This is a genomic window from Phyllobacterium sophorae, from assembly GCF_003010965.1.
GTDB classification, from domain to species: Bacteria; Pseudomonadota; Alphaproteobacteria; order Rhizobiales; family Rhizobiaceae; genus Phyllobacterium; species Phyllobacterium sophorae.
On sequence record NZ_PGGM01000002.1, the window covers coordinates 66,262 to 88,331 of the forward strand.

Sequence of the window (22,070 nt, forward strand, 5' to 3'; positions counted from 1 at the left end):
ACAACCTCTTACCGTCTGAAAGATATAAAGCCACCCGATTCCTGCCGAAAGAAACCGACTTTCGTCTGTCATCCGTCCTTGATAAGAGTTTTCCATGACGCAGAACAAAACGATGCAACGATTCGCCTCGGCCCGTGAAGCAGCGCTCACCCTGCGGCCGGATCAGCCCGTTTATTGCTTTCGACCGCAAGTCCTGGTTGAGGACGCGCACCAGTTCAGACAAATGTTTCCGGGCGAGACGGCCTATGCGGTCAAGACCAACGGTGAACACCTCGTACTCGATACGCTGGCGCGCAATGGCATCAACATATTCGATGTTGCATCACCAGGGGAATTCGAAGCGGTGCGCAAGGTCGCTCCGAAAGCGCAGATGCTCTATATGCATCCGATCAAGGCGCAGTCCGATATACGCCTCGCTCTAGAAACCTATGGCATTCGCGTGATGGCCGTCGACCATGAGGACGAGATCGCCAAGGTGACACGCATCGTGCGGGCGCTGGACATCGATCCTGCCAGCGTTACCCTCTATGTACGGTTGCAAACCAAGGGGCATGCAGCCTACGAATTGTCCAAGAAGTTTGGTGCAGCTCCCGCTCACGCGGTCGAGCTTCTGCAGCGCGCGCATAAGATTGGCTACAACGTTGGCCTGTGTTTTCATGTGGGCAGCCAGATCGAGGACCCCGACACCTATGAGCGTGCGCTGAGTTCGGCAGACTGGGTGCGCAATCGTGCGGGTGTACCGCTGGCCGGCCTTGATGTCGGTGGTGGTTTTCCCGCCGAGTATGGGCATGACCCCAAGCGCAAGCATGTGGAAATGCCTTCGCTGGGTCAGCTGATGTCGCGGTTGCGCGGCGACATCAAGGAGTACGGCTTTGGCGATTTGCCGCTGGTGGCGGAGCCAGGGCGCGTCATCGTCGCCAGAGCCTTCTCGCTTATCGTGCGCGTCCTGTTGCGCAAGGGCAGGCGGCTTTACATCAATGACGGTATCTGGGCCTCATTGTCCGATTCGTGGACCGGCAAGATAACGCTGCCTGCCCGGTTCATCCCGGATCCTGCCAAGAAGCACCGCAATGGCGATCCAAAGGCGATTGTGCCGTTCAAGGTTTGCGGGGCGACGTGCGACTCCGTCGATATCCTGTCGCGCCCGTTCTGGCTGCCGGAAACGGTCGACACGGGGGACTGGATCGAGATCGGTCATATAGGTGCCTATTCGCTATCGTTGCGCACCCGCTTTAACGGTTTCTATCCCGACACTTTTGTCGAGGTAGAGACACCATTCGACGCGGGCGATCGGCCCGAGGGTTTTGCCTCGCTCGAGACGATGGCCTACACAGAGCTTTAGAGCCTTTCATCAAAATGCGCCGTCGTGAATAGTGGCGAAATATATCTGTCACAAAAGGATTGTATCGACATCAATATTCTGAATTGAGAGATATATTGATGAGAATTGTTATTAATACTTTAGTCTTACTTATCTTTGCGGCAATGATTTCCGCATGTAACGGCAGTGATCCAGCCGCGCCAAAGAATGATGGATCCGACAGTACGTTTTCCGGCAAGAGCGAATTGCCGAAGGTGACAGTCCTCCCACCAGCGGTTGCACCGTCAAACGAGACAGTCGTATTGCCGCCGCAGACCACCACTGCACTGAAAGACCTCGGGCCAATCGTGTGGCCCTTGCCCTTGCCCGAAGCGCAGCCCACCGCCGCGCCACAGGCCGTACAGGTCGGTACCAGGCCTTACTATCTGGTCGATAGCATGAGCGATGGGCCATTGAAGACCAAGCTCAAATCCTGCGCTAACGGGCCTTTCAAACGGACGGATTTCGCCATCGCCCACCGCGGCGCGCCTTTGGAATTTCCCGAACACACAAAGGAAGGCTATGAGGCGGCCATCCGCATGGGTGCGGGCATCCTTGAGTGCGATGTGACCCTTACCAAGGACAAGCAGCTCGTTTGCCGTCATAGTCAATGTGATCTTGCTCAAACGACAGATGTCCTGTCCAACAAGGAGCTGGCGGCAAAATGCTCTGTGCCTTTCAAGCCTGCGGATGGCTCGAAAAAGGCTTCTGTTTCCTGCTGCACATATGATTTTACCTTGGCTGAGTTCGAGACACTGAAGGGAAAACTGGCAGGGTCCAACCCCGATGCGACGAAACCAGGCGAATATCTGAAGAACGTAGCTGATTGGCGCACTGGCCTCTACACACGCGGCACCGTGATGAGCCACGCCCAATCGATTGCCTTGTTCGACGCGGCTGGTGTCAAGATGGCCCCCGAGCTTAAGAAAATCACCCTGCCCCCAGGTTACACCCGCGACAATTTCAGGCAGCAGCTTGTTGACGAGTACAAGGCCGCCAAGATCGAACCGTCCAGGGTGAGCATACAATCGGACAATCTTGACGATTTGCTGTATCTGATCGCGCATGAACCGGAGTTCGGCAAGGGCGCGTCTTATCTCTGGTCACCATCGTCTACAGTTTCCGACGACAGGCTGGCAACCCTATACAGTCAAGGTATCAGGACCATATCGTCAGCCGTGGGAAATCTTTACGATACCGAGAAAACCACCAATAAGCTTATCCCATCAGCGGCAGCTACCAAGGCAAAGAAAGCCGGATTTGAGCTTGTCGGCTGGACGATGGAGCATGACGACGATGTCCCCGGTGAAAATGGTGATGATGTCTACGGTTTGATGGATGTGCTTGCCAAGGACGTTGGCGTGAAGGGCGTGTTTTCAGATTGGGTGCGGACCACGAGCTATTATGCGAGCTGCATGGGTTTGAAGTAGGCCAGAAATGATTGTCGGCGGGGCCGTCGAGCCGAGGGTTTTTTTCCTCGTTCAAAATCAATGCCCCTTGGAGCATTGCCGACGAAATATATCTGTCACAAAAGGATTGTATCGACATCAATATTCTGAATTGAGAGATATGTTGATGAGAATTGTTATTAATACTTTAGTCTTACTTATCTTTGCGGTAATGATTACCGCGTGTAACGGAAGTGATCCAGCCGCGCCAAAGAATGATGGATCCGACAGTACGTTTTCCGGCAAGAACGAATTGCCGAAGGTGACAGTCCTCCCACCAGCGGTTGCACCGTCAAACGAGACAGTCGTATTGCCGCCGCAGGCAACTACTGCACCAAAAGACCTTGGACCGATCGTGTGGCCTCTGCCATTGCCCGAAGCCCAGTCGGCCGCTACGCCTCAGGCCGTGCAGGTGGGCGTCAGGCCCTACTTTCTGGTCGATGACATGAGCGAGGGGGAGTTGAAGACCAAGCTCAAATCCTGTGCCGATGGTCCGTTCAAACGGACGGATTTTGCCATCGCCCATCGCGGCGCGCCTTTGCAGTTTCCCGAACATACCAAGGAGGGTTACCTGGCTGCGATCCGCATGGGTGCCGGCATTCTCGAATGCGATGTTACTTTCACCAAGGACAAACAACTCGTCTGCCGCCACGCGCAATGCGATCTTAATGATACAACGAATATTCAGGCCACAGCGCTCAAAGGCAAATGCACAGGCGGTAGATGCTGCACATCGGACATTACCCTTGCCGAATTCAAGACGCTTCGGGGAATGATGGAGGCACCTACAAAGGATTGGCGCACCGATCTTTATGCCAACCGGAGCGGCACCTTGATGTCCCATGCGGAGTCGATTGCGCTGTTCGATGCGGCGGGCGTCAAAATGACGCCGGAGCTGAAGAATATGGACAGGTCAATAGCAGGCTATAGTCTCGATGATTACAGACAGCAGGTTGTCGATGAGTACAAAGCGGCCAAGATCGATCCGTCCAGCGTGAGCATACAATCCTTCAATCTTCCTGACATACTCTATTGGATCAAGAATGAGCCGGAATTCGGCAAGGGCGCGTCTTATCTTATCAAGTTTCTTCCAGATCCGACCAGTCTTGCCGGCCTTTATGCACAAGGCGTCAGGACGATATCGTCCAGCCTGGATGGTCTTGCGCCATTAGTGGGTGAAAAATATGTCCCGACGGCAGCTGCTCTTGCCGCAAAGAAAGCCGGATTTGAGCTTGTCGGCTATACCATGGAGCGCGATGGAATGCCCGGCAATACGGGTGATATGACTTATGGAAGGATGGATGTGCTTGCCAAGGAGGTTGGCGTGAAAGGCGTGTTTTCCGATTGGGTGGGGACGACAAGCTATTATGCCAGCTGCATGGGTTTGAAATAATATTAGTCAATAACTTCGCAGTGACGGAGGATCGTTGATCCTCCGTCATCACAAGATCGGGATCAAAGCTTGCCAAGGAGTTCCGGCGTTGGCCATGAATCGGCAGGCAGCCCAAGCCGAATCTGCTCCTCACGGACCGCATCACGCGTGAGAATGCCGAAAACGCCATCGATCTTGGGGCCCATATCGTGGCCGCGCGCCACAAGCTTGTTCTGCAATTCCTTCATCTGTTCCGGATTGAGACCAGGTTCAGGATTGGTCGGCTCCAGCGGACCGGCACCTGCCAGCCGCGTGGCGAAATAGGCTGCGGTGGTTGCGTAAATGATGGACTTGTTCCACTCGACGAAGATGTCGAAGTTCGCGTAGGACAGGAATGCCGGCCCCTTGCGGCCCATCGGCAGCAGCAGCGATGCATCGCCATCGTCGGGACCGAGCGGTCCCTTCATGCCGGTCACGCCCCATTCGGCCCATTTGGAGTGGGGCAGGCGATTGGTGCGGATGGCGTTTTCCCAAGGCAGTTCCTGTGTGAGCTTTACTTCCTCAAGCCATGGCTGGCCTTTGCGCCAGCCAAGATCGCGCATGACGCGTGCAGCGGTCATGATCGCGTCGGGGGCGCTGTGTTTCAGGTCGACCTTTTCATCGCCATCGCCATCGACACCGCGCTCCAGATAGTCTGAGGGCAGCATCTGCATCTGGCCGATCTCGCCGGCCCAGGCACCGGTCGTCTTGGCGTCCACGACACCGCTGTCGAAAAGCTTCAAGAGAGCAATCAACTGCGGCCGGAAGAGCTCCGGCCTGCGGCAATCGAAAGACAGGGTGAGGAGAGCATTGAGCGTGTCAAAATCGCCCTGGACCGCGCCGAAATCGGTTTCCAGCCCCCAGAAAGCGGCGATAACAGGGCCGGGAATGCCATATTCGGCTTCGGCCCGGGCAAAGGTGTCGGCATATTTCTTGAGGTTTGCGGCGCCCTGCTTCAAGCGGTAGTCGGATACCATGCGCGATGAGAACGTCAGGAAGGTCTGGTTGAAAACGCCTTGGGCGCGGTCGCGCTCAAGCACCTTGTCGTCCATCGACGCTTTGAACAGTTCGCTAATGCCCTTGTCGGTGACCCCAGCGGCCTTTGCCTCATTGATCAGACCGTTGAACCATGGTTCAAGTTCCCCACCGCAAGCAGGCTTTGCGACTACCGGCTGCGGAGGTGCCACCTGATCAAGCGCATTGGCGGCGCTGGATATGACTAAAAGGCTGGCGGCAATGGCAATCGATACTTTGTTCATCAGGGAATCTCGTTAATACGAGCGTACTTCAAGGTACGCGAAACTTTCCCTGCTAATGCACGAATATGCGAGGGAGGTGAAGTCAAAGAATTGAGAGAAAGGCAGGACGCCAACCTTTATCGCACTTTGTTGCGGACCAGCCACTGTTTCCAGGCGCTTTCGTTGCCCGCAAAAACATTAATATCCGCATCGCCGCGAATTCCGGGGACTGCCCCGGTTCCGGTATATTGCCAGAACGTCCAGGGATGGGGGCCATACCTCTCGTCGGGATGACCGGCGACGGAGCGCAGCCAGAACGGATAACCGTCAAGTTGCCGCAGATCATTGTCATCGAAGAAATCGATGGTGGTATAGATGATCGGGCGTTTGCCGTAGTGGCGCTCCAGAATATCCATGAAGGTGCGCATCTCACTGCGGACAATCGCGGCATTAGGTCTGAGCTTGCATGTAGGAGAGGCCGCGTTCCACTCCATGTCGAGAACCGGCGGCAGCGCCCCCGGGTCGTTCGGCACGTGACTTATAAACCAGCGGGCCTGATCCTTTGCGCTCCGGCAGAAATAGTAAAAATGATATGCACCGCGTGGTATGCCAGCGGCCCGGGCAGCTGACCAGTTTGCGGCGAAGCGGTCATCAAAGCGATCGCCGCCCTCCGTCGCCTTGATGAAGACAAAGGAAATTCGGTTTTGGCGAAGAGTCTGCCAATCGATTGTCGATTGATACTTTGAAACGTCGGTTCCATGGATCGGATAACGCCAGGGCGTCCTGCCATTCCATTCGTGCGGGTCACGGTCGCCAAAGCGCGGCGCGCTAACGTTGCCAGATGGCGCTGCCATCTGCTGGAGGGAAGAGGGCCGTTTCGCTTCCGAAAAGTCGTAATCAACTGTCGTGCAGCCGCAAAGTAGAAGAGTGAGCAAACCTGCTGCAAGACGTTTCATGAATTGTGGTCCGTATTTTTAATCGTGGCGGGGCATTGGGTGCATGCATACTGATGCGTCATTATGCTTAATAAATTGCGTGTGCTAGCTCATGGCTACAAACTTTTGTCCCAGATTTGTATCCATATGTATGTGCTACCAACATCGGTTATTCTTCACCAGCTTTACCAGACAGGGGAGGAATGACGATGAAGACGATCATCCTAGCGGCGTTGTCCCTGGCAGGCTTGCCGTTCATGACGCCGTTGCATGCGCTCGACCTGAATGCGCCGATTGATCCTGCGCGCTGCCAGCACGCATTGGACCGCTTCGAACGAGCTCGGCATAACTTTGCTGCAGCGAAGTTCGCCCTGGACAGGGCGATTCAGCTGCTCGGTTCGGCGCGCTTTGCCAGCCGAGTCGGGATGAACATCGATCTGGCAAGCAGGCAAACCGATGTCGACGCCGCGCTTTCCCCATATATCGAATCGATTGGCCCGGCATATGGCGCCATTGAGCTTCTGAACGCCAATTGCAATGCCGATGCGGTCAAGCAGATGGTGCGAGTTCCGTCCAGTGCAAAATTCAAGGACAAAGTGGACGAGAATATCTCGAACCTCTTTGGTGCCGGCGCCGACAAACTCGCCGACGATCAAATGACCGACATCAAGCGATTGTTCGACTCCATGAAGGCGGAACGGAAATGAGTAGTCTCAACGTTTGCTGACCGACGGCTCCTTGGCTCGCTGCGATTTTTTGTTAGCTGCACGAATTCGTGACCCGTGTTAAGCGTGCGGATGTGATCGATCGGGGGAAACGGAATGATCCGAAGACTTGGCCTGCTGGTTCTGTTCGTTGGCTTGATCGGTCTGGCAAATGCTTTTCTCGCTTCCTGGGTGACAATCAATCGGGACGACCTCGGCATATCAGTCAGCCAATCGGGAAATTGCGTGCGGCCGGCAATTCCGAGCTTCTGGCGGAACTATCGCGGCTTTCCCGATTATGACAATGAGCTGATTGCCGATTATTTTGGCGTTTATGCAGCTTACGCGTCGAATGCTTACCGCCCCATTCCGCGTGAGCGATTCAATCTCAAGCCGGATTATTTCGGCTGGGTGCCGCAAGGCGAACCAATCGCAAAGCCAGGCGGTTTCTATGCCGAACTCTACTACCGGAAAAACTCCGATCGCCTGTCGGTGATGATGGTCTTCAGGGGGAAGGATAAATTCACAAGCATCACCGATCTCATGAGTGAAAGCACCTATTTCACACAAATGATCAATCCCTGGGATCAATACCGGACGGCGCGCAAGGAATTTGCAAAGGTGCGAAAGGAAACTCAGGCTAGCGCGGGAGGGTTACCGATCGAATATATCATGGTCGGCCATGGACTGGGCGGCGGACTTGCCCGCCACATGGCAGCGTCGTTTCCATGCACGGCCGCAATCACCTTCAACTCGACCTTTGTGTCCAATAACCGGCGTCTCGCGGAACCCTATGACGGACAGGTGGTGGATCTCTTCGCCGACAACGATCTGACTTCAAGAATTGCGATCTTGCCCAATCCGCGCGCTTTTTTCCGCATTTCGCGCCAGCATCAGTGGTATCGCGTTCGCAATGCCGGTAATTTTGCCGGTCAACAAGGCATGCTCCGGGCGGCTGTTGCTACGGCCCGTATACCTGTTATGTGCCTGCTTCGCGCCGATTGCGAATTGAATAAGAGTGTCAGCGGCGACACGGCCGAGCCCAATCCGCAACGCATGCGATCGGCGGCGGACATGTCAACGCTCTATTGCCTCGCAGGTCCAAACTCTGAGGGTTCCAAGAACGATCTGTGTAAATAGTGGTTCCGGTCAATGCGGCGAATGACAGAAATCCATGCGAACCCACGATAAAGACGATGAGCCTCAGTTTCGGTTTCAGTCTCGACCGCAATCGCATCGGCCACGTCGAACAGATCATTGCGCGGCGCCACGTGGTACCACGCCAGCCATTTGTAGAGCGCGGTTCTCGTGAAGCCCGGCAGGTCTTTCAAGTCGCCGAAATCGACTACGTGCAGGGCTCCGCCGGGCGTGAGATGGCTCACGGCTTCACGCATCACTGCTTGCCATTGCGGGATCATCGACACTGCATAGGAGATGAAAATCCGGTCGAACTGGCGTCGTCCGAAAAGTGCTGCGGGACTAAAGTCAGCGGCATCGGCATAGGCAAGGTTCGTCCGCTGACCAAGGCCCGCCGCGCCGATCTTCTTGCGCGCGGTGGCGAGCATTTCATTCGATATGTCAATGCCGTAAAGCGAAGTCTTGGGATAAGCCTCTCCGGCTAGAACAAGATTGCGGCCGGTGCCACAGCCGATCTCCAGAATGCTGCCTCTTTCCGGCGGATTGAGGCCCGCGATCATCGGATCGCGGCCGAGGAGATAATACTTGCGGGTGGCATCGTAGAAGTGCCGTTGATGCCGGTAGACCCGATCCATCAATGGTCCGTGTTCAATCTTGGCAAACATTAGATCAGTCCTTAAGCGAATACAGATGAAACCCGCCATAGATCGACGACCGGTCGCGCGCGTGCAGTGCCAGCGATTGTTCTTCGTCGTAGGACCAGCGATCCAGTACCGCATCGTCGATGCGGCCCGGAAGTATGGTTGGTTCGGCCGCGGTACGGAATATGACACGGGCGCCTGGGGCGGCGGTACGGCTGATTTCGCTCCAGAGTTCATTGAGCTGGGTATCGTTCATCCAGTCCTGCGCATCCAGAAGAACGTAGCGGTCGACCGATGCGTCCGGCTTGGCGGCAAGAAACTCCGTCAGGGAGGCATTAACGACGCTCATTCGCCCGGCGCGTGCACGCACGGTAGCAAAATTGCTGCGCGACAGGTAAGGGGGCAAGGGGCCAGTTTCGGCATTGTCGCTGTAGCCCCGGCCGAACGCTTGCCAGGCGAAATAGTTTTCCGAGAGCGGAAACCCGCAGGCAAGCTTCTCGAGCCGGCCGCGCAGAACTTGCGCCATGTTTCCATTTCCGGCGGTTGCCAAAGCATCATATTGCTGCGGCGGGATACCAAGGCCAAACAACGAGGATTTGCGCTTCGTTGCCCAACGGATCATTCGTTTGTCGAACAGCGGGGCAAGCGCGCGATCGAAATAGGCGCGCTGCTCTTCCATGGTCGATGCTTTTAGGATGTCGCGCGGATCGATGCCATAAAGTTTTGCCACGCGGTGCCCCATGCCTATAAAAACGCCGAGCAGGCCGTGACGATAAAGGTCGCGCGAGAAAATCGTGATGCGGCGCCGACCGGACAGCATGCGCTTTTCCCAATAGGCGCGGCTGCTCGCATCCAGATGTGGCTGGATGAAGCGCTCATACGCCGCAAGATTTGTCTTGTCGTCGGCCGTGCCATAGAAGCGATAGAAGGCATCGTAATTGGGCAGGTTGGCAATCGCCGCCAGTTTGAGCCGGTTGAAGGCGACATGGGCCGTATTGAGGTCGACGGCCTCGACGCTGGCCGGATCCGCAGTCAGATAAGACATGGCGTTGCAGCCGCCGGATGCTATGGTGACGACGCGGTGACCGGCCCGAATCTGCAGCGCTTCCATGTCCACTTCCGGGTCTTCCCAGATTTGGGGATAGACCAGTCCCTTGAAGACATGAGCGAAAAGCCGCTCGGACAACCCGGCCCGCGACAGAAGCCGGTTTTGACGAACCGCCCTGTTGAGCTTCTCGTTGCGCGGAAGAGGGGCACTTCTGGATTGTCTAGCAAGCGGCATCTAATCGAATCCCCTTCGTTGGAAATTCCTACCCGCCTAGCATTCTGATGTAACAAACCAGTGACGCTTTCACGACGCCCCGCCGAGTTCAGTTCTGACCACGACGGACATCCCAGGCGCCAGTGACTTTGCAAGTTGCTGATCCGGGTCCACTGCTATGCGTACTGAAATGCGTTGAGCTACCTTGGTGAAATTGCCGGTGGCGTTGTCCGGTTTCAGGACGCTGAATTCCGAACCTGCGGCAGGTGAAAAGCGTTCGACGTGACCCCGCAAGCTCTGGCGGTTCAACGCATCGACCGTGAAGGTCACCGGCTGACCGGGCGCGATGTTGCTGAGCTGGGTTTCCTTGAAATTGGCGATGACCCATACGTCCTGCGGTACGATGGCCATCAACTGCGTGCCAGCACTGACATACTGCCCAAGCTTCACACCAACTTCGCCAACAGTCCCATCGCGCGGCGCGACAATGCTGGTATTGGCCAGATCGATTTCCGCAAGCTTCACTGCAGCCTGCGCACCGGCAACGGCGGCTTCGAGCGACCCTCGGCTCACCTTTATCGTTTCCAGGTCCTGCCGGGATACTTCCAGTGCCGCCTTCGCCTGTGTGACTGAGGACTGCGCCTGTTGCAGCGTTGTCTCGCTTTGTTCTGCATCGCTTTTTGTCATCACACCCTGATGGGCGAGGGGCTCAATCCTGGACCAATTGGCCTGGGATCGTTTGAGGCCGGCGGCGGCGCTATCGAGCTGTGCCTGGCTCGAACCGATCCGTGCTTCCGCTACACGCTGCTGTTGCGTGGAATTGTCGAGCGCGGCCTGTGACGCCGCCAGCGTAGCCTTCGCCTGGTCGAGCTTCTGTGCAAAAATCCTGTCGTCAATCTTCGCCAGAAGCTGACCCGCCTTGACGTGGTTGTAGTCCTGAACCGGCACATCCACGATATAGCCGCTGAGTTGCGGGCTGATCAGAGTCACATAGCCTTTTACATAGGCGTTCTCGGTTGTCTCGATCTTGCTGTGAAAAGGCGGCAGCCTCCATGCGTAGAGTACCAGCACGAGGCCGGCAATACCGGCGAGGACTGCAACAAGGGTTGCGGAATGGCGAAGATATCTGGACATGATTTCAATCAACTTGCTTGGATAGCTGCAGGTATCGCGCGGGAGCGCAAATGCCCTCCGATGGCGACGTGCATGAGAAGGGCAATAAGTGCGCAGAGAGAGATGGCGGCGATAAGCAGGAAGGCATCATTATAGGCGAGTATATTGGCCTCGCGGGTTACCTGCGATGAGAGCAAGGCAACGCCCTCGGCGTTGAGCAACACCTTGTCGCCGATCACTCGGCCATAGGTATCCGCCAGTTGTGCCGTACGCTGGGCGACAAGCGGGTCGGACATGATGATGTGCTCGGCGAGAATATTGGAGTGGTATTTTTCGCGGATCGTGATGAACGAGCCGAATGCCGCCTGGCCGAGAAGGCCACCCAGACTCTGCGTCGACAGGAACACGATAATGAAACTCAATAAATAGTTCGGACCGCGCTTCAAGGCTGACGTCAGGCCGACAGCCATCGCCGGCGGCAGGAACAGTGCAGTTGCCCCGGCAATGAATGCTTGGCTGATATACATGTTCGAAGGACGGGTGAGGTTGGTCGACTGACTATCCATATATGAGCCGATGATCAGGAAAATCAAAGCAGTGGCGTGAATGGCGGGAACGCGCTCGGGTGACATGACAGCGGCGCAGCACAGGCCCGCGACGATCATCGACAGCATAACGATGATATACAGCAGCGATATCTGGTCGTTCTGAAGTCCGAGATTCTGAAAGAAGTTGTTGGCAACGGAAGATTGCTCAGAAACGGCAAGCCGGAAGAGGAGAATGGTCCCGGCGAAATGCACGATCTCTTTACTGGCAATCCATCGTATATCAAGGAGGGGTTTTTCGCGATTGAGCTCGATCACCACAGCTGTTGTCACGGTAACAATCGCAATGATCAGCAGAACGCCAAGCCAGGACGCTTCCCGCCACCAGTAGAGCCGGCCGGTCATCAGGACGATAGCTGTGCAGCCGAAACCAATGGCGATCAACAGGTAGCTTACAACGTCGAGTTTCTCGATCACCTTGACCCGCGGCATGGGTGTTAACGGCAGAACGTAGATGACACCAAAGGCAATCAGTGCGAGCGCCACTTCAAACATGTAAAGGCCCGGCCACTGGCCGATGTCGAGCAAAGCCGGTGAGAGCAATCGCGCCAGCGGGGAGGCAAGAGAGATATTGGTGAGGACGAGGCAGATGCCGATCGTCATCTTCCGCGCCGGGGTGAAGGCCTCCAGCATATATAGGAAGGCGAGGCTCGATAGCGGCGCTGCCGCCACGCCGGCGACGAAGCGTATCATGATGGCCGACTGCAGATCCGAGACAAACAAATGCAGGAGCGAGACCAATACGAATACGGCGATGCTCAGCTCGGCGAAATTGCGAAGACCATATTGGTTGCGGATCTTTATCAGCGCGATCGAAAGGCTGACATTTGGCGCCATATAGGCGGCTAGCAGCCACGTGGCTTCCGTGTTCGTGGCACCAAGATAGCCTTGAATTTGTGGGATGTTCGTCGCGATGAGGTTCATCCCGAGACCCTGCGTCATCGATAGCAGCGTCGAGGCAGCAATATAGGCGGCCGACCGGAGCGGGTGCATAGGTGAGGGCGCTGCCGCAGGAGCAGTGACCTGCTCTGGCACCGGCGCCTTTCCAGTGGGATCGTGGCCGACAAATTCTGCCTCGGGGATCATTGATCTATCCCCGCTCGATCAAGTCGCCGAGTTTGATATTGACTGCGCGCAAGACATCAATGGTCTTCGCCAGGTCCTTGTCGTCAATGTTGCTTAGGAATTCTGCACGCAGCTCCTGAGCCAGGTGATTGACGTCCGTGGCGAGATTGGCACCGTGCTTCGTCATGACGATCTGCTTCACACGCCGGTCGCCTTCCAGTGCGCGACGTTCGATAAAGCCTTGCTTTTCGAGGCCATCGAGCAATCGTACCATGGTTGGCGTTTCGATCTCGAGTTCTTCCGCCAGTTCTTTCTGGTTGAGAACGCCCCGCCGGTCGAGCAGCATGAGCGTTCTTGCTCGCGCAAGGGTCAGGCCGAGCTTCTTGACGCGGGCATCGAACAGCGTGCGAAGTTTGCGGCTGGCTTTGCTCAATTCATCGACAAATTGAAAATGTGGAGTTTGATGGGGCATCCGGTAGCCATATAATGAGTAGTGTACTAACTATTATCATGCGATATAACTTCAACCGGTCTGCTTTTCAAGATGCCGCCGATTATTTTTCGTTATTGATAGTCAGCGGAGGTCGAGCCGCAACAACTCATCGTCGTAAGATTGGCCGTTCACGCGCAACGAGTCTTTTTCGAAGCCGTAGACAGTAAAACCGAGGCCGAGGTAGAGCGTTCGAGCTGATACATTCGCGGCGGCAACTATCGCTTTCAGCGTGTCGACGTGAAGGCGGGCATAATCGATGACAGTCTGTGTCAGCCGTTTTCCGAGGTCATGACCGCGCCACTCAGGATCGACAAAAACGCCCCAGAGCGACCCCTTATGTCTTTCCTTGAGCGCGGTACTAACCGCGAATCCAGCCACGCCGACGAGCTTGCCTTCCACAAAAGCACCGAATACGGCGTTCGGCCGAGCCTCCAGCCGCTGCCGCACCTCCTCTATGCTACGATCCACTTCTTCTTCATGGCTTGAACCGAATGCCTCGGGGACCGTACGCAGGCCGAACAGACGGAATGCCTGGAAGGATTCGGCGTCGCTGGCCCGCAGCATTCGGATAGGAATGGTGGTTTTCATCTGATCGAGCTCTGGTGATATGCGATCCCGACCGTTGGGAAACTCCCAATCATATCGGTAAAGGTGCCGCGATCGATCCAGAAATCCCATTTGCCGTTCATATCCGTTTCCATTCTAAGCGATCGGGTGATTCGCAAACTTTGGCGCATAATTTCCTGTCGAGATTAAGCAGGACGCAAGACGAGGGCAATCAACGGAAGAATTCACGCCAGGTTATCCGCGAAGTTGTTGATATCCACCTGAAAATTAACCCAAAACAAAAACAAAACCCATCTCCGCCCCATATTGGGTAATGTGGATATTGAGGGGCCACTTTAATATTATGGAGAGGAAAACCATGAAAAATAAATTCGCTGTTTCCCTGGCAGCAGTCTCGCTTCTGGCGCTCGCTGCCTGTGGCGAAAGTGAGCAGAAATCGGAACAGGCTCCAGCAACCACGGAACAACCAGCTCCAGCAGCAACGCCTGCGCCAGCTCCGGCTCCGGCTGAACCAGCAAAAACAGAAGCGCCCGCAGCCCCGGCTGCACCCATGAATGCGCAGGACACGCTGAACAAGCTGAAAGAGCAGGCTGCAACAATGACAGCTGAACAGAAGCAGGCGGCTGTCGCAACTGCGCGCAAAGCCGCGGAGGATGCTGCAAAGGCCGCAGGCCAGACCGAAGACCAGATTAAGACCGCTGCTGATGCGGCGGAAAAGGCCATCAAGGACGCACTGGGCGTCCAGTAATGCTTTGATGTTTCGAAGAAACGGCCAGCCATCCGGCTGGCCGTTTCCTTTTGAACAACGGTGCGTCAACCGGTCCTTCCCGGCAGCTGCTTCCGCTCATTATCGCTCTCGCAATTGCGAAAGAATTTGAATAAAACGAATTCATGTCGATTTGGCGCCGCATCAGCGATTTCATCACCAGCACAGCGATCGATGCTTTTTCCAGCATCATCGAAGCGGTGCGTACCGCTTTCGAAGGAGATCCGGAAACGCGGCGTCGCGTTGCATTTTCGATCGCGATGATTGCGCTGTCGGCAAAGATGGCCAAGGCTGATGGCATCGTAACGCAAGCTGAGGTCAATGCCTTCCACGAGATTTTCCACGTGCCACCGCAATATCAGGATCAGGTGTCCCGTCTTTATAATCTCGCCAAGCAGGACGTGGCGGGCTACGAGGCCTACGCAACGCAACTGGCTTCGCTGTGCGGCACTGGAAAACCCAATTGCAAGATGCTGGAAGACATTCTCGACGGGCTGTTTCATATTGCCAAAGCGGATGGTGCCCTTCATGACCAGGAATTGATTTTCCTCGGCACCGTTGCGGAAATCTTTGCACTCGATGAGGATAAGTTTGATCGTATTCTGGCGCGGCACGTCAATCGCGGTCAAGCCGATCCTTTCCTCGTATTGGGGATTTCTCGAGACGCCAGCTTTGAAGAAGCGCGCAAGCAATATCGGGCGCTTGTTCGCGAGAATCATCCGGATATGCTGATTGCACGAGGTGTCCCGGAAGAATTCATCGCTATCGCCAATCAGCGTATCGCTGCAATCAACGCGGCCTGGGAAAAAGTCGAAAAAGACCTGAAGGCATATGAGAGCGTTTGAACCTGATCATTTGCGCGCCGATGTTCATTCCTCGCCGAATTCGGGACCACGCAAGGATGGCAAACGTGTGTCTTTCCTGGTCCTGCACTACACCGGCATGGAAACCGGTGAAGCGGCGGAAAGCTGGCTTACCAATCCGCAAAGTGAAGTCTCGGCACACTATATCGTTCATGAAGATGGCCGCATCGTTCAGATGGTACCTGAGAGCGAGCGAGCCTGGCATGCCGGCCAGAGCTCCTGGAAGGGTGAGACGGACATCAATTCAAGTTCGATTGGCATTGAGATTGTCAATGGCGGACCACTGTTCGATTTTCCTGGGTTTGCTGAACCGCAAATCGATGCGCTGATCGACCTGTGCAAGGGCATTGTCTCACGCCATGGCATCCGGCCCGAAGCCGTCCTGGCGCATTCGGATATCGCGCCTGCGCGCAAGATCGATCCAGGTGAGAAATTTCCTTGGCGGATACTCCATGATGCGGGCGTTGGCCATTGGGTCAGCCCCTCGCCGATACGGGGCGGGCGTTTTTTCTCCTTGGGCGATCAGGGCCAGCCAGTTGAAGCTCTCCAGTCCATGTTGGCGCTCTATGGCTATTGTGTCCCTATTGATGGTGTGTTTGGAACTACGACCGAATTGGGCATTTTGGCGTTCCAGCGCCACTTTCGTCCCGCCAAGGTCGATGGAGTCGCGGACATGTCAACTATCGAAACCCTGCATAGACTACTTTCTGCATTACCAGCGCTGACTGTGTAAGTTGTTGAGCTAGAAGGCCTTTTTCAGTCCTATTTGTGCGTCGCAGCATATATATTTCAATGGGTTACACAAAGTTATTTGGCCGATCAATATTCGGCTGCATTGGATCGTCACATCCTTGGCCAGTGTTCTGGCTCTGCTCCTTTGATTTTTGGGCGACGGAACGATCCCGGCGCGTACGCTCGTGCGGCCCAAGCATCTAGACGGAAAACGATGACAAAAAAATTTGGTATGATTTTCGCCCTTCTTGGGGCGATGGCCTTCTATGGCTCGAATTCAGCGCTCAGCAGCCCAGCGGAGACTACAAACCTCGCCGATTTCATCAAGGCGAAACGAGTCGAGGAAGCCAAAGAAAAGGTCAGCGGCAAATCCACGAAGGCTGTCCCATCAAAGGACAAGGGCAAACTGAGCGCTGCCAAGGCGCCCGTTGCTAAGAAAAGTGCAGCAAAGGCACCTGTCGTTAAGAAAAGTGCAGCAAGCGCAACTGTTGTTAAGAAAAGTGCAGCAAGAGCGGCTGCAGTCAAAAAAAGCGCTGGCACGCCGGAGCAGGTTACCAAGAAACCTGCTGCCTACAAGCGCCCTGCCGTACATGCCAGGGCTCGCATGAAGACGGTCGTGCGCAACGAAACGATCGACTCCGTGACGACCGGGAGCATCGCCACTACCCCCTCGACGGGTTCGACGAAATATTCGACGATCATCAATTCCTATGCGGCTTCGTACGGCGTGCCGGTGGCTTTGGCGAATGCGGTCATCCGCGTCGAAAGCAACTATCAACCCAATACGACGGGAAGTGCCGGCGAAATCGGTTTGATGCAGATCAAGTTCGAGACGGCCCGTGGTCTCGGCTATACCGGTTCGCGCCAGGCGCTTTACGATCCCGATACGAATATCCGCTGGGGTATGAAGTATCTCGCCGGTGCCCACAAGCTCGGCAACGGCACGACTTGCGGCACGATCCTTCGCTACAATGCCGGCCACGGTGCAACTCGCATGAATCCTGTCTCGGCCAATTACTGCGCCAAGGTGAAAGTGCAGATGGCTTCCATGTAAGCTTTTGCATGATCCTGGTTCGCATCAAGAAGCCGGTGGATCGCTCCACCGGCTTTTTCATTTGCGTTTTTCTTCCAGAACGCATTTATACGGATCGCCAGCTGGCCGGGCAGCCGCGCATGTCATAAGCCGAAAGGCGGCATGTGAGGAAAGTCCGGGCTCCAGGGAAACACGGTGCCGGATAACGTCCGGCGGGGGCGACCCCAGGGAAAGTGCCACAGAAAGGAAACCGCCCCGTCTTTCGTTGCGCCGGATCCGGATTGGATCAGACGCAAGGAATGACGGGGTAAGGGTGAAAGGGTGGGGTAAGAGCCCACCGCGCAACTGGTAACAGGGGCGGCATGGCAAACCCCACCGGGAGCAAAACCGAATAGGGACGGCGTGCCGGACGAAAGTCCGGCGATCAGTTTCCGGGTCAGTCGTCCGGGTAGGTTGCAGGAGGCGGGTGGTAACATCCGTCCAAGATGAATGGCTGCCGCGCCGGACGAAAGTCCGGCCATACAGAACCCGGCTTACAGGCCAGCTGGCATTTCAGTTTCTATCGCGGGAAGCGCGGGATTGTCGCTTCCTGAACGCGCGGTACCTCGCATGCCTTGCGTTCCTGCCAGAGTCCTAACCCTTCATTAAGCTTAATGAGCGATAAATTCAGAATCGCCGGAAGTGTGCCGGAATCACGGTTGATTCCCATCACGTGTCCTCTAGTCCCATTGACGCCCATAGTGCCCCATGATATCGATCGATCTCATCAGTAGCGTTCAGTCGACACGGTGTTTCCCGACAGATTTGGCATGCCGAGCATGGCATCCGGCCCACCTTGCCGGTGCCTGGACGACTGTTGATGGGGCTTACGCATCGAAGCGATCGATGGGTGTAGCAGGGGTTGAAATAATCGAGGCCCTCAGGGCGGAAACGGCGGAGTTGCGTTTTGAACCGGTTCCTCGGACATGTGACGAACAGGATCGATGCGAAGGGGCGGGTCTCCGTGCCGGCGCAGTTTCGTTCGATCATCCAGAAGGCCGGGCACATCGAACTCTATGCGCTGCGATCTCTGCATCTTCCTGCGCTCGATGTGGGTGGACCGGAACTGCTGATGCGGTTCGACCAGCGTCTGGAGCAGGAGGATCCCTTTGCGGAAACGGCGGACGATATGTCGTTCTATCTGCACGCGGACGGCGGTTTCCTGAAGCTGGATGGGGATGGGCGGATCACAGTTACGGACTTCATTCGCGAACATACGGGCATATCGGCAGATGTGACCTTTGCGGGCGCGAACACCCATTTTCAGATGTGGCATCCGGACAGGTTCGAAGCGCATCGGACAAGGGTGCGGGAGCGGCTGGCGGAAAAGCGCCGCCAGGAAAACCTGCGCATTCCCGTGGGGACCAGCTGATGCCCGGTTCCCGCAGCAATGCCACGGAGGCAGGCGAAGATGGCCGTCACGTCCCGGTTTTGCTTGACGAAGTGATTGCGGCGCTGCAGCCGGCAAAAAATCAGCTGATCATCGATGGCACGTTTGGAGCAGGTGGCTACACCAAACGCATTCTTGAAACTGGCGCTTCCGTTACCGCGGTCGATCGTGATCCGTCGGCCATCGAGGCTGGCCGCGCCATGGAAAAGGAATATGCTGGCCGTTTAACCCTCGTTCAAGGCACATTCTCCACACTCGATCAGGTGGCTATTCTCGGTGCTCCGGACGGCATCGTCCTCGACATTGGCGTTTCGTCGATGCAGATCGATGAGGCGGAGCGTGGGTTTTCCTTCCAGAAAGACGGACCGCTCGACATGCGAATGTCAAGTTCGGGTCCCAGTGCCGCTGATGTCGTCAATCGTTTGAAAACCGGTGACCTTGCCCGCATCTTCAACTTTCTCGGCGAGGAGCGCCATGCGGGCCGTATTGCCCGCATGATTGACAAGCGCCGTTCGATGGAACCTTTCACACGCACTCGAGACCTGGCCAATGCGATCGAGGCGCTCGTCGGCAGAAATCCAAAAGTGCCGATCCACCCGGCAACACGTGTGTTCCAGGCTCTGCGCATATTCGTCAATGACGAATTGGGTGAATTGGTGCGCGCACTTCACGCCGCCGAGCGCGTCCTGAAACCTGGCGGTCGCCTTGTCGTCGTAACATTCCATTCGTTGGAAGACCGCATCGTCAAGCGCTTCTTTTCCGACCGCTCGGGCGCCGGCGGCGGTTCGCGTCATCTGCCCCAACTGGAACAGCGTCTCGCCAGTTTCACACCGGTCGGCAAAGGTATTGTTACACCGTCTGTGGACGAAGCCGCACGCAACCCGAGGGCGCGTTCGGCCAAGCTGCGCGCCGGCATCCGCACAGAAAACCCGCCACTTGCCGAGGATCATTCGATCTACGGCTTGCCGAACCTGCCCACATTCCATGAAACAGCGAGGAGCTGATCCGTGCTGCGTACCTTCGACATCATTTTGATTGGACTGATGATCGCGGCGGCGTCCGTGACGTACAAGATCAAACACGACGCTGAAAAACAGATGGCGCAAGTGAACAAGCTGGAACGGATGATTACGGATGAGAAGGATACGATTGACCTGCTCAAGGCCGATTGGAGTCTGTTGACGCAGCCAAATCGGCTGCAGAAGCTGGTGGAATCTTTCCAGGGGCAACTCGATCTGCAGCAAGTCGAAGCGCAACAGATCGTCAATATCAATGAGCTGCCCCAGCCTAAGCCTGTTTCTGAAGGCTTCGATGATGTTGCCAATATCATCACGGAAGCAAATGCGGGGAAGACCGCAAAACCAGACACGACTACGACCGGCAGCATCGCCAGACCAAAGGCAGCTCCGAAGCCCGTCAAACGAATTGTTCAGAATGCAACGCCAAAGCCAGTGGGGCTCTATTAATGGCTGTGATGTGGATCAAACGGAAGAAGGCCGAGCTGGCGGCGGGTATTGCGCCCGCGTTCGAACTGGATTCCAAGAAAAAGAAGTCGGGTAACCGCGCACGTAATCGCATTGTCATGGCCATAGCCTGCTTCATGGGCATTTACGGGATTATCGGCGGCCGGCTCGTCTATTACGGCATGCAGGAAGACACCACGGGCTATAATGGCCCGACCGGAGCGGTACTTGCGGCACGTCCAGATATCCTGGACCGCAATGGGGAAGTGCTGGCAACCGATATCAAGACCGCTTCGCTTTATGCGGAGCCTCGCAAGATCATCGATCCAGACGAAGCGATCGAACTGCTTTCCACAGTGTTACCCGATCTCAATTTCGAACAAACGTATAGCCGCCTGAAGAGCGGCTCAGGCTTTGCATGGCTCAAGCGCGGACTGACGCCGCAGCAGAAAAGTCAAATCATGGCCCTTGGAATTCCGGGCATTGGCTTTCGAACGGAGAAATCCCGCTTCTATCCCGGTGGACCCACCGCATCGCACATCCTTGGCCTCGTCAATATCGACAACCAGGGAATTGCTGGCATGGAAAAATACATCGACGAACAAGGGTTGTCGGACCTGCGCGATGTCGGTCTTGCCGATAGCCGCTCTCTTGAGCCGGTGCGATTGTCAATCGACTTGCGTGTCCAGCACGTCGTGCGCGATGTGGTCGTCACCGCGATGCAACGTTATCGCGCTATTGCGGCAGGGGCGGTTGTGCTCAATGTTCGAACGGGTGAAGTGCTTGCCATGGCATCGGCACCCGATTTCGATCCGAACAATCCGTTCAATGCCCTGGATAAAGATCGCCTCAACCGCATGTCTGCGGGCACCTTTGAGATGGGCTCGACCATCAAGAGCTTTACGACCGCGATGGCGCTCGATTCCGGCAAGGTCAGTCTGAGCAGCACGTTCGACGCCAGCCGCCCGATCACCATCGGGCACCAGACGATCCGCGATTTTCACGGCAAGCACCGCGTATTGAGCTTGCCGGAGGTGTTTATCTACTCCTCCAATATCGGTTCGGCGAAGGAAGCTGATGTTGTCGGTATTGAGGGCCACCGCGAATTCCTGCATCGCCTGGGGCTTCTGGATCGAATGACCACGGAACTGCCGGAAGTCGCACGTCCGATGGAGCCAAAAGTGTGGAAGAAGGTTCACTCCATCACCATAGCCTTCGGTCACGGAATGGCGACGACGCCGCTGCAAACCGCCGTTGGTGCTGCTGCACTGATGAATGGCGGCAAACTCATAGAGCCGACCTTCCTGCCACGCACGATCGAAGAGGCCGACAAGGTGGCAAAGCAGGTGGTAAGTGAAAAGACCAGCGAGGACATGCGTTATCTTTATCGCCTGAACGCTGAGAAAGGCTCCGGTGGTTCTGGCAATAGGGCAACAGTTCCTGGCTATCGCGTCGGTGGCAAGACAGGTACCGCGGAAAAGGTCATCAATGGCCGTTATTCAAGCGATGTCCGGTTCAACGCCTTCGTTGCGGCCTTTCCTATCGACAATCCTGAATATGTTGTCTTGACGATCATCGACGAGCCGAAGGCCGAGGAAGGTAAGGTTGGTGCCACGGCTGGCTTCAATGCAGCTCCGATGGTAGCCGATATTATCCGCCGTTCCGCCTCTTTTCTCGGCGTGAAACCAGACTTCGGGGAAGAACAAGAATCTGCTCCAATGATGGTTACGTTTGAGTAGTGCCGCAGATTCGACTCAAAACGGTGCGCATTGCGAGCAGACTCGATGAGTTGATGAAGAATAACGT

20 protein-coding genes, 1 other RNA gene and 1 pseudogene are annotated in these 22,070 nt (G+C 55.9%); 14 read left to right on the plus strand and 8 right to left on the minus strand.

Annotated elements, in window-relative coordinates:
* Positions 1–112: 112 nt before the first annotated feature.
* The 3 genes from CU103_RS04245 (at position 113) to CU103_RS04255 (ending at position 4,201) form a co-directional block, all read left to right on the plus strand.
* Positions 113–1,342, plus strand: coding sequence for an alanine racemase (locus CU103_RS04245; protein ID WP_106663289.1), 1,230 nt, complete (start codon positions 113–115; stop codon positions 1,340–1,342).
* A 98-nt stretch (positions 1,343–1,440) separates the two neighbouring features.
* The gene (locus tag CU103_RS04250; protein WP_210203709.1) at positions 1,441–2,790 is read left to right on the plus strand and encodes a glycerophosphodiester phosphodiesterase family protein; all 1,350 of its coding nucleotides are present in this window, start codon (positions 1,441–1,443) and stop codon (positions 2,788–2,790) included.
* A 145-nt stretch (positions 2,791–2,935) separates the two neighbouring features.
* A complete protein-coding gene (locus tag CU103_RS04255) occupies positions 2,936–4,201 on the plus strand; it encodes a glycerophosphodiester phosphodiesterase family protein (RefSeq protein WP_245448596.1) in 1,266 nt (421 codons plus the stop codon).
* 62 nt (positions 4,202–4,263) lie between these two features.
* Here the strand turns inward: CU103_RS04255 and CU103_RS04260 are convergent, their stop codons facing one another.
* Both CU103_RS04260 and CU103_RS04265 read right to left on the minus strand, forming a co-directional pair.
* A complete protein-coding gene (locus CU103_RS04260; protein WP_106662706.1) occupies positions 4,264–5,478 on the minus strand; it encodes a lytic murein transglycosylase in 1,215 nt (404 codons plus the stop codon).
* Positions 5,479–5,594: 116 nt separating this feature from the next.
* Positions 5,595–6,413, minus strand: coding sequence for a glycoside hydrolase family 25 protein (locus tag CU103_RS04265; RefSeq protein WP_106662707.1), 819 nt, complete (start codon positions 6,411–6,413; stop codon positions 5,595–5,597).
* A 188-nt stretch (positions 6,414–6,601) separates the two neighbouring features.
* Between CU103_RS04265 and CU103_RS04270 the strand changes: the two genes are divergently transcribed.
* Both CU103_RS04270 and CU103_RS04275 read left to right on the plus strand, forming a co-directional pair.
* Positions 6,602–7,099 carry a hypothetical protein gene (locus CU103_RS04270; protein ID WP_106662708.1) on the plus strand — a complete coding sequence of 166 codons (498 nt, stop codon included), beginning with the start codon at positions 6,602–6,604 and terminating at the stop codon, positions 7,097–7,099.
* 114 nt (positions 7,100–7,213) lie between these two features.
* On the plus strand, positions 7,214–8,236 hold the full coding sequence (locus tag CU103_RS04275) for a Tle-like phospholipase domain-containing protein (RefSeq protein WP_106662709.1): 1,023 nt from the start codon (positions 7,214–7,216) through the stop codon (positions 8,234–8,236).
* On the opposite strand, the gene CU103_RS04280 is transcribed toward CU103_RS04275, so the two are convergent.
* From CU103_RS04280 to CU103_RS04305, 6 genes are all read right to left on the minus strand, one after another.
* On the minus strand, positions 8,182–8,898 hold the full coding sequence (locus tag CU103_RS04280) for a class I SAM-dependent methyltransferase (protein WP_106662710.1): 717 nt from the start codon (positions 8,896–8,898) through the stop codon (positions 8,182–8,184). The two genes, CU103_RS04275 and CU103_RS04280, sit on opposite strands and share 55 nt — an antisense overlap.
* 4 nt (positions 8,899–8,902) lie before the next feature.
* On the minus strand, positions 8,903–10,156 hold the full coding sequence (locus tag CU103_RS04285; RefSeq protein WP_106662711.1) for a BtaA family protein: 1,254 nt from the start codon (positions 10,154–10,156) through the stop codon (positions 8,903–8,905).
* Positions 10,157–10,225: 69 nt separating this feature from the next.
* Positions 10,226–11,269: an HlyD family secretion protein gene (locus tag CU103_RS04290; protein WP_106662712.1), complete on the minus strand. Its 1,044-nt coding sequence runs from the start codon at positions 11,267–11,269 to the stop codon at positions 10,226–10,228.
* Between the two features lie 8 nt (positions 11,270–11,277).
* Positions 11,278–12,846, minus strand: a complete 1,569-nt coding sequence (locus tag CU103_RS04295) for an MFS transporter (RefSeq protein WP_162707064.1) — start codon at positions 12,844–12,846, stop codon at positions 11,278–11,280.
* A 97-nt stretch (positions 12,847–12,943) separates the two neighbouring features.
* Positions 12,944–13,390: a MarR family winged helix-turn-helix transcriptional regulator gene (locus CU103_RS04300; protein WP_106662714.1), complete on the minus strand. Its 447-nt coding sequence runs from the start codon at positions 13,388–13,390 to the stop codon at positions 12,944–12,946.
* A gap of 102 nt (positions 13,391–13,492) precedes the next feature.
* The gene (locus CU103_RS04305) at positions 13,493–13,999 is read right to left on the minus strand and encodes a GNAT family N-acetyltransferase (RefSeq protein ID WP_162707042.1); all 507 of its coding nucleotides are present in this window, start codon (positions 13,997–13,999) and stop codon (positions 13,493–13,495) included.
* Positions 14,000–14,336: 337 nt separating this feature from the next.
* Between CU103_RS04305 and CU103_RS04310 the strand changes: the two genes are divergently transcribed.
* From CU103_RS04310 to CU103_RS04350, 9 genes and pseudogenes are all read left to right on the plus strand, one after another.
* A complete protein-coding gene (locus CU103_RS04310) occupies positions 14,337–14,726 on the plus strand; it encodes a hypothetical protein (RefSeq protein ID WP_162707043.1) in 390 nt (129 codons plus the stop codon).
* A 143-nt stretch (positions 14,727–14,869) separates the two neighbouring features.
* Positions 14,870–15,589, plus strand: a complete 720-nt coding sequence (locus CU103_RS04315; RefSeq protein WP_106662716.1) for a J domain-containing protein — start codon at positions 14,870–14,872, stop codon at positions 15,587–15,589.
* Entirely contained in the window at positions 15,576–16,340 is a 765-nt protein-coding gene (locus tag CU103_RS04320) for a peptidoglycan recognition protein family protein (protein WP_106662717.1), read from the plus strand. Before CU103_RS04315 ends, CU103_RS04320 begins: the two co-directional genes overlap by 14 nt.
* Before the next feature lie 213 nt (positions 16,341–16,553).
* Positions 16,554–17,393, plus strand: coding sequence for a lytic transglycosylase domain-containing protein (locus CU103_RS04325; RefSeq protein WP_106662718.1), 840 nt, complete (start codon positions 16,554–16,556; stop codon positions 17,391–17,393).
* A gap of 97 nt (positions 17,394–17,490) precedes the next feature.
* Positions 17,491–17,924, plus strand: an RNA gene (gene rnpB, locus CU103_RS04330) — RNase P RNA component class A.
* A 394-nt stretch (positions 17,925–18,318) separates the two neighbouring features.
* Positions 18,319–18,783, plus strand: coding sequence for a division/cell wall cluster transcriptional repressor MraZ (gene mraZ / locus CU103_RS04335; protein ID WP_106662719.1), 465 nt, complete (start codon positions 18,319–18,321; stop codon positions 18,781–18,783).
* Positions 18,783–19,805: a 16S rRNA (cytosine(1402)-N(4))-methyltransferase RsmH gene (gene rsmH / locus CU103_RS04340; protein ID WP_106662720.1), complete on the plus strand. Its 1,023-nt coding sequence runs from the start codon at positions 18,783–18,785 to the stop codon at positions 19,803–19,805. Before mraZ ends, rsmH begins: the two co-directional genes overlap by 1 nt.
* A 3-nt stretch (positions 19,806–19,808) precedes the next feature.
* Positions 19,809–20,267 carry a cell division protein FtsL gene (ftsL, locus tag CU103_RS04345; RefSeq protein ID WP_106662721.1) on the plus strand — a complete coding sequence of 153 codons (459 nt, stop codon included), beginning with the start codon at positions 19,809–19,811 and terminating at the stop codon, positions 20,265–20,267.
* A gap of 77 nt (positions 20,268–20,344) precedes the next feature.
* Positions 20,345–22,003: pseudogene (locus CU103_RS04350) on the plus strand (peptidoglycan D,D-transpeptidase FtsI family protein); the annotation flags it as partial.
* Positions 22,004–22,070: the final 67 nt, after the last annotated feature.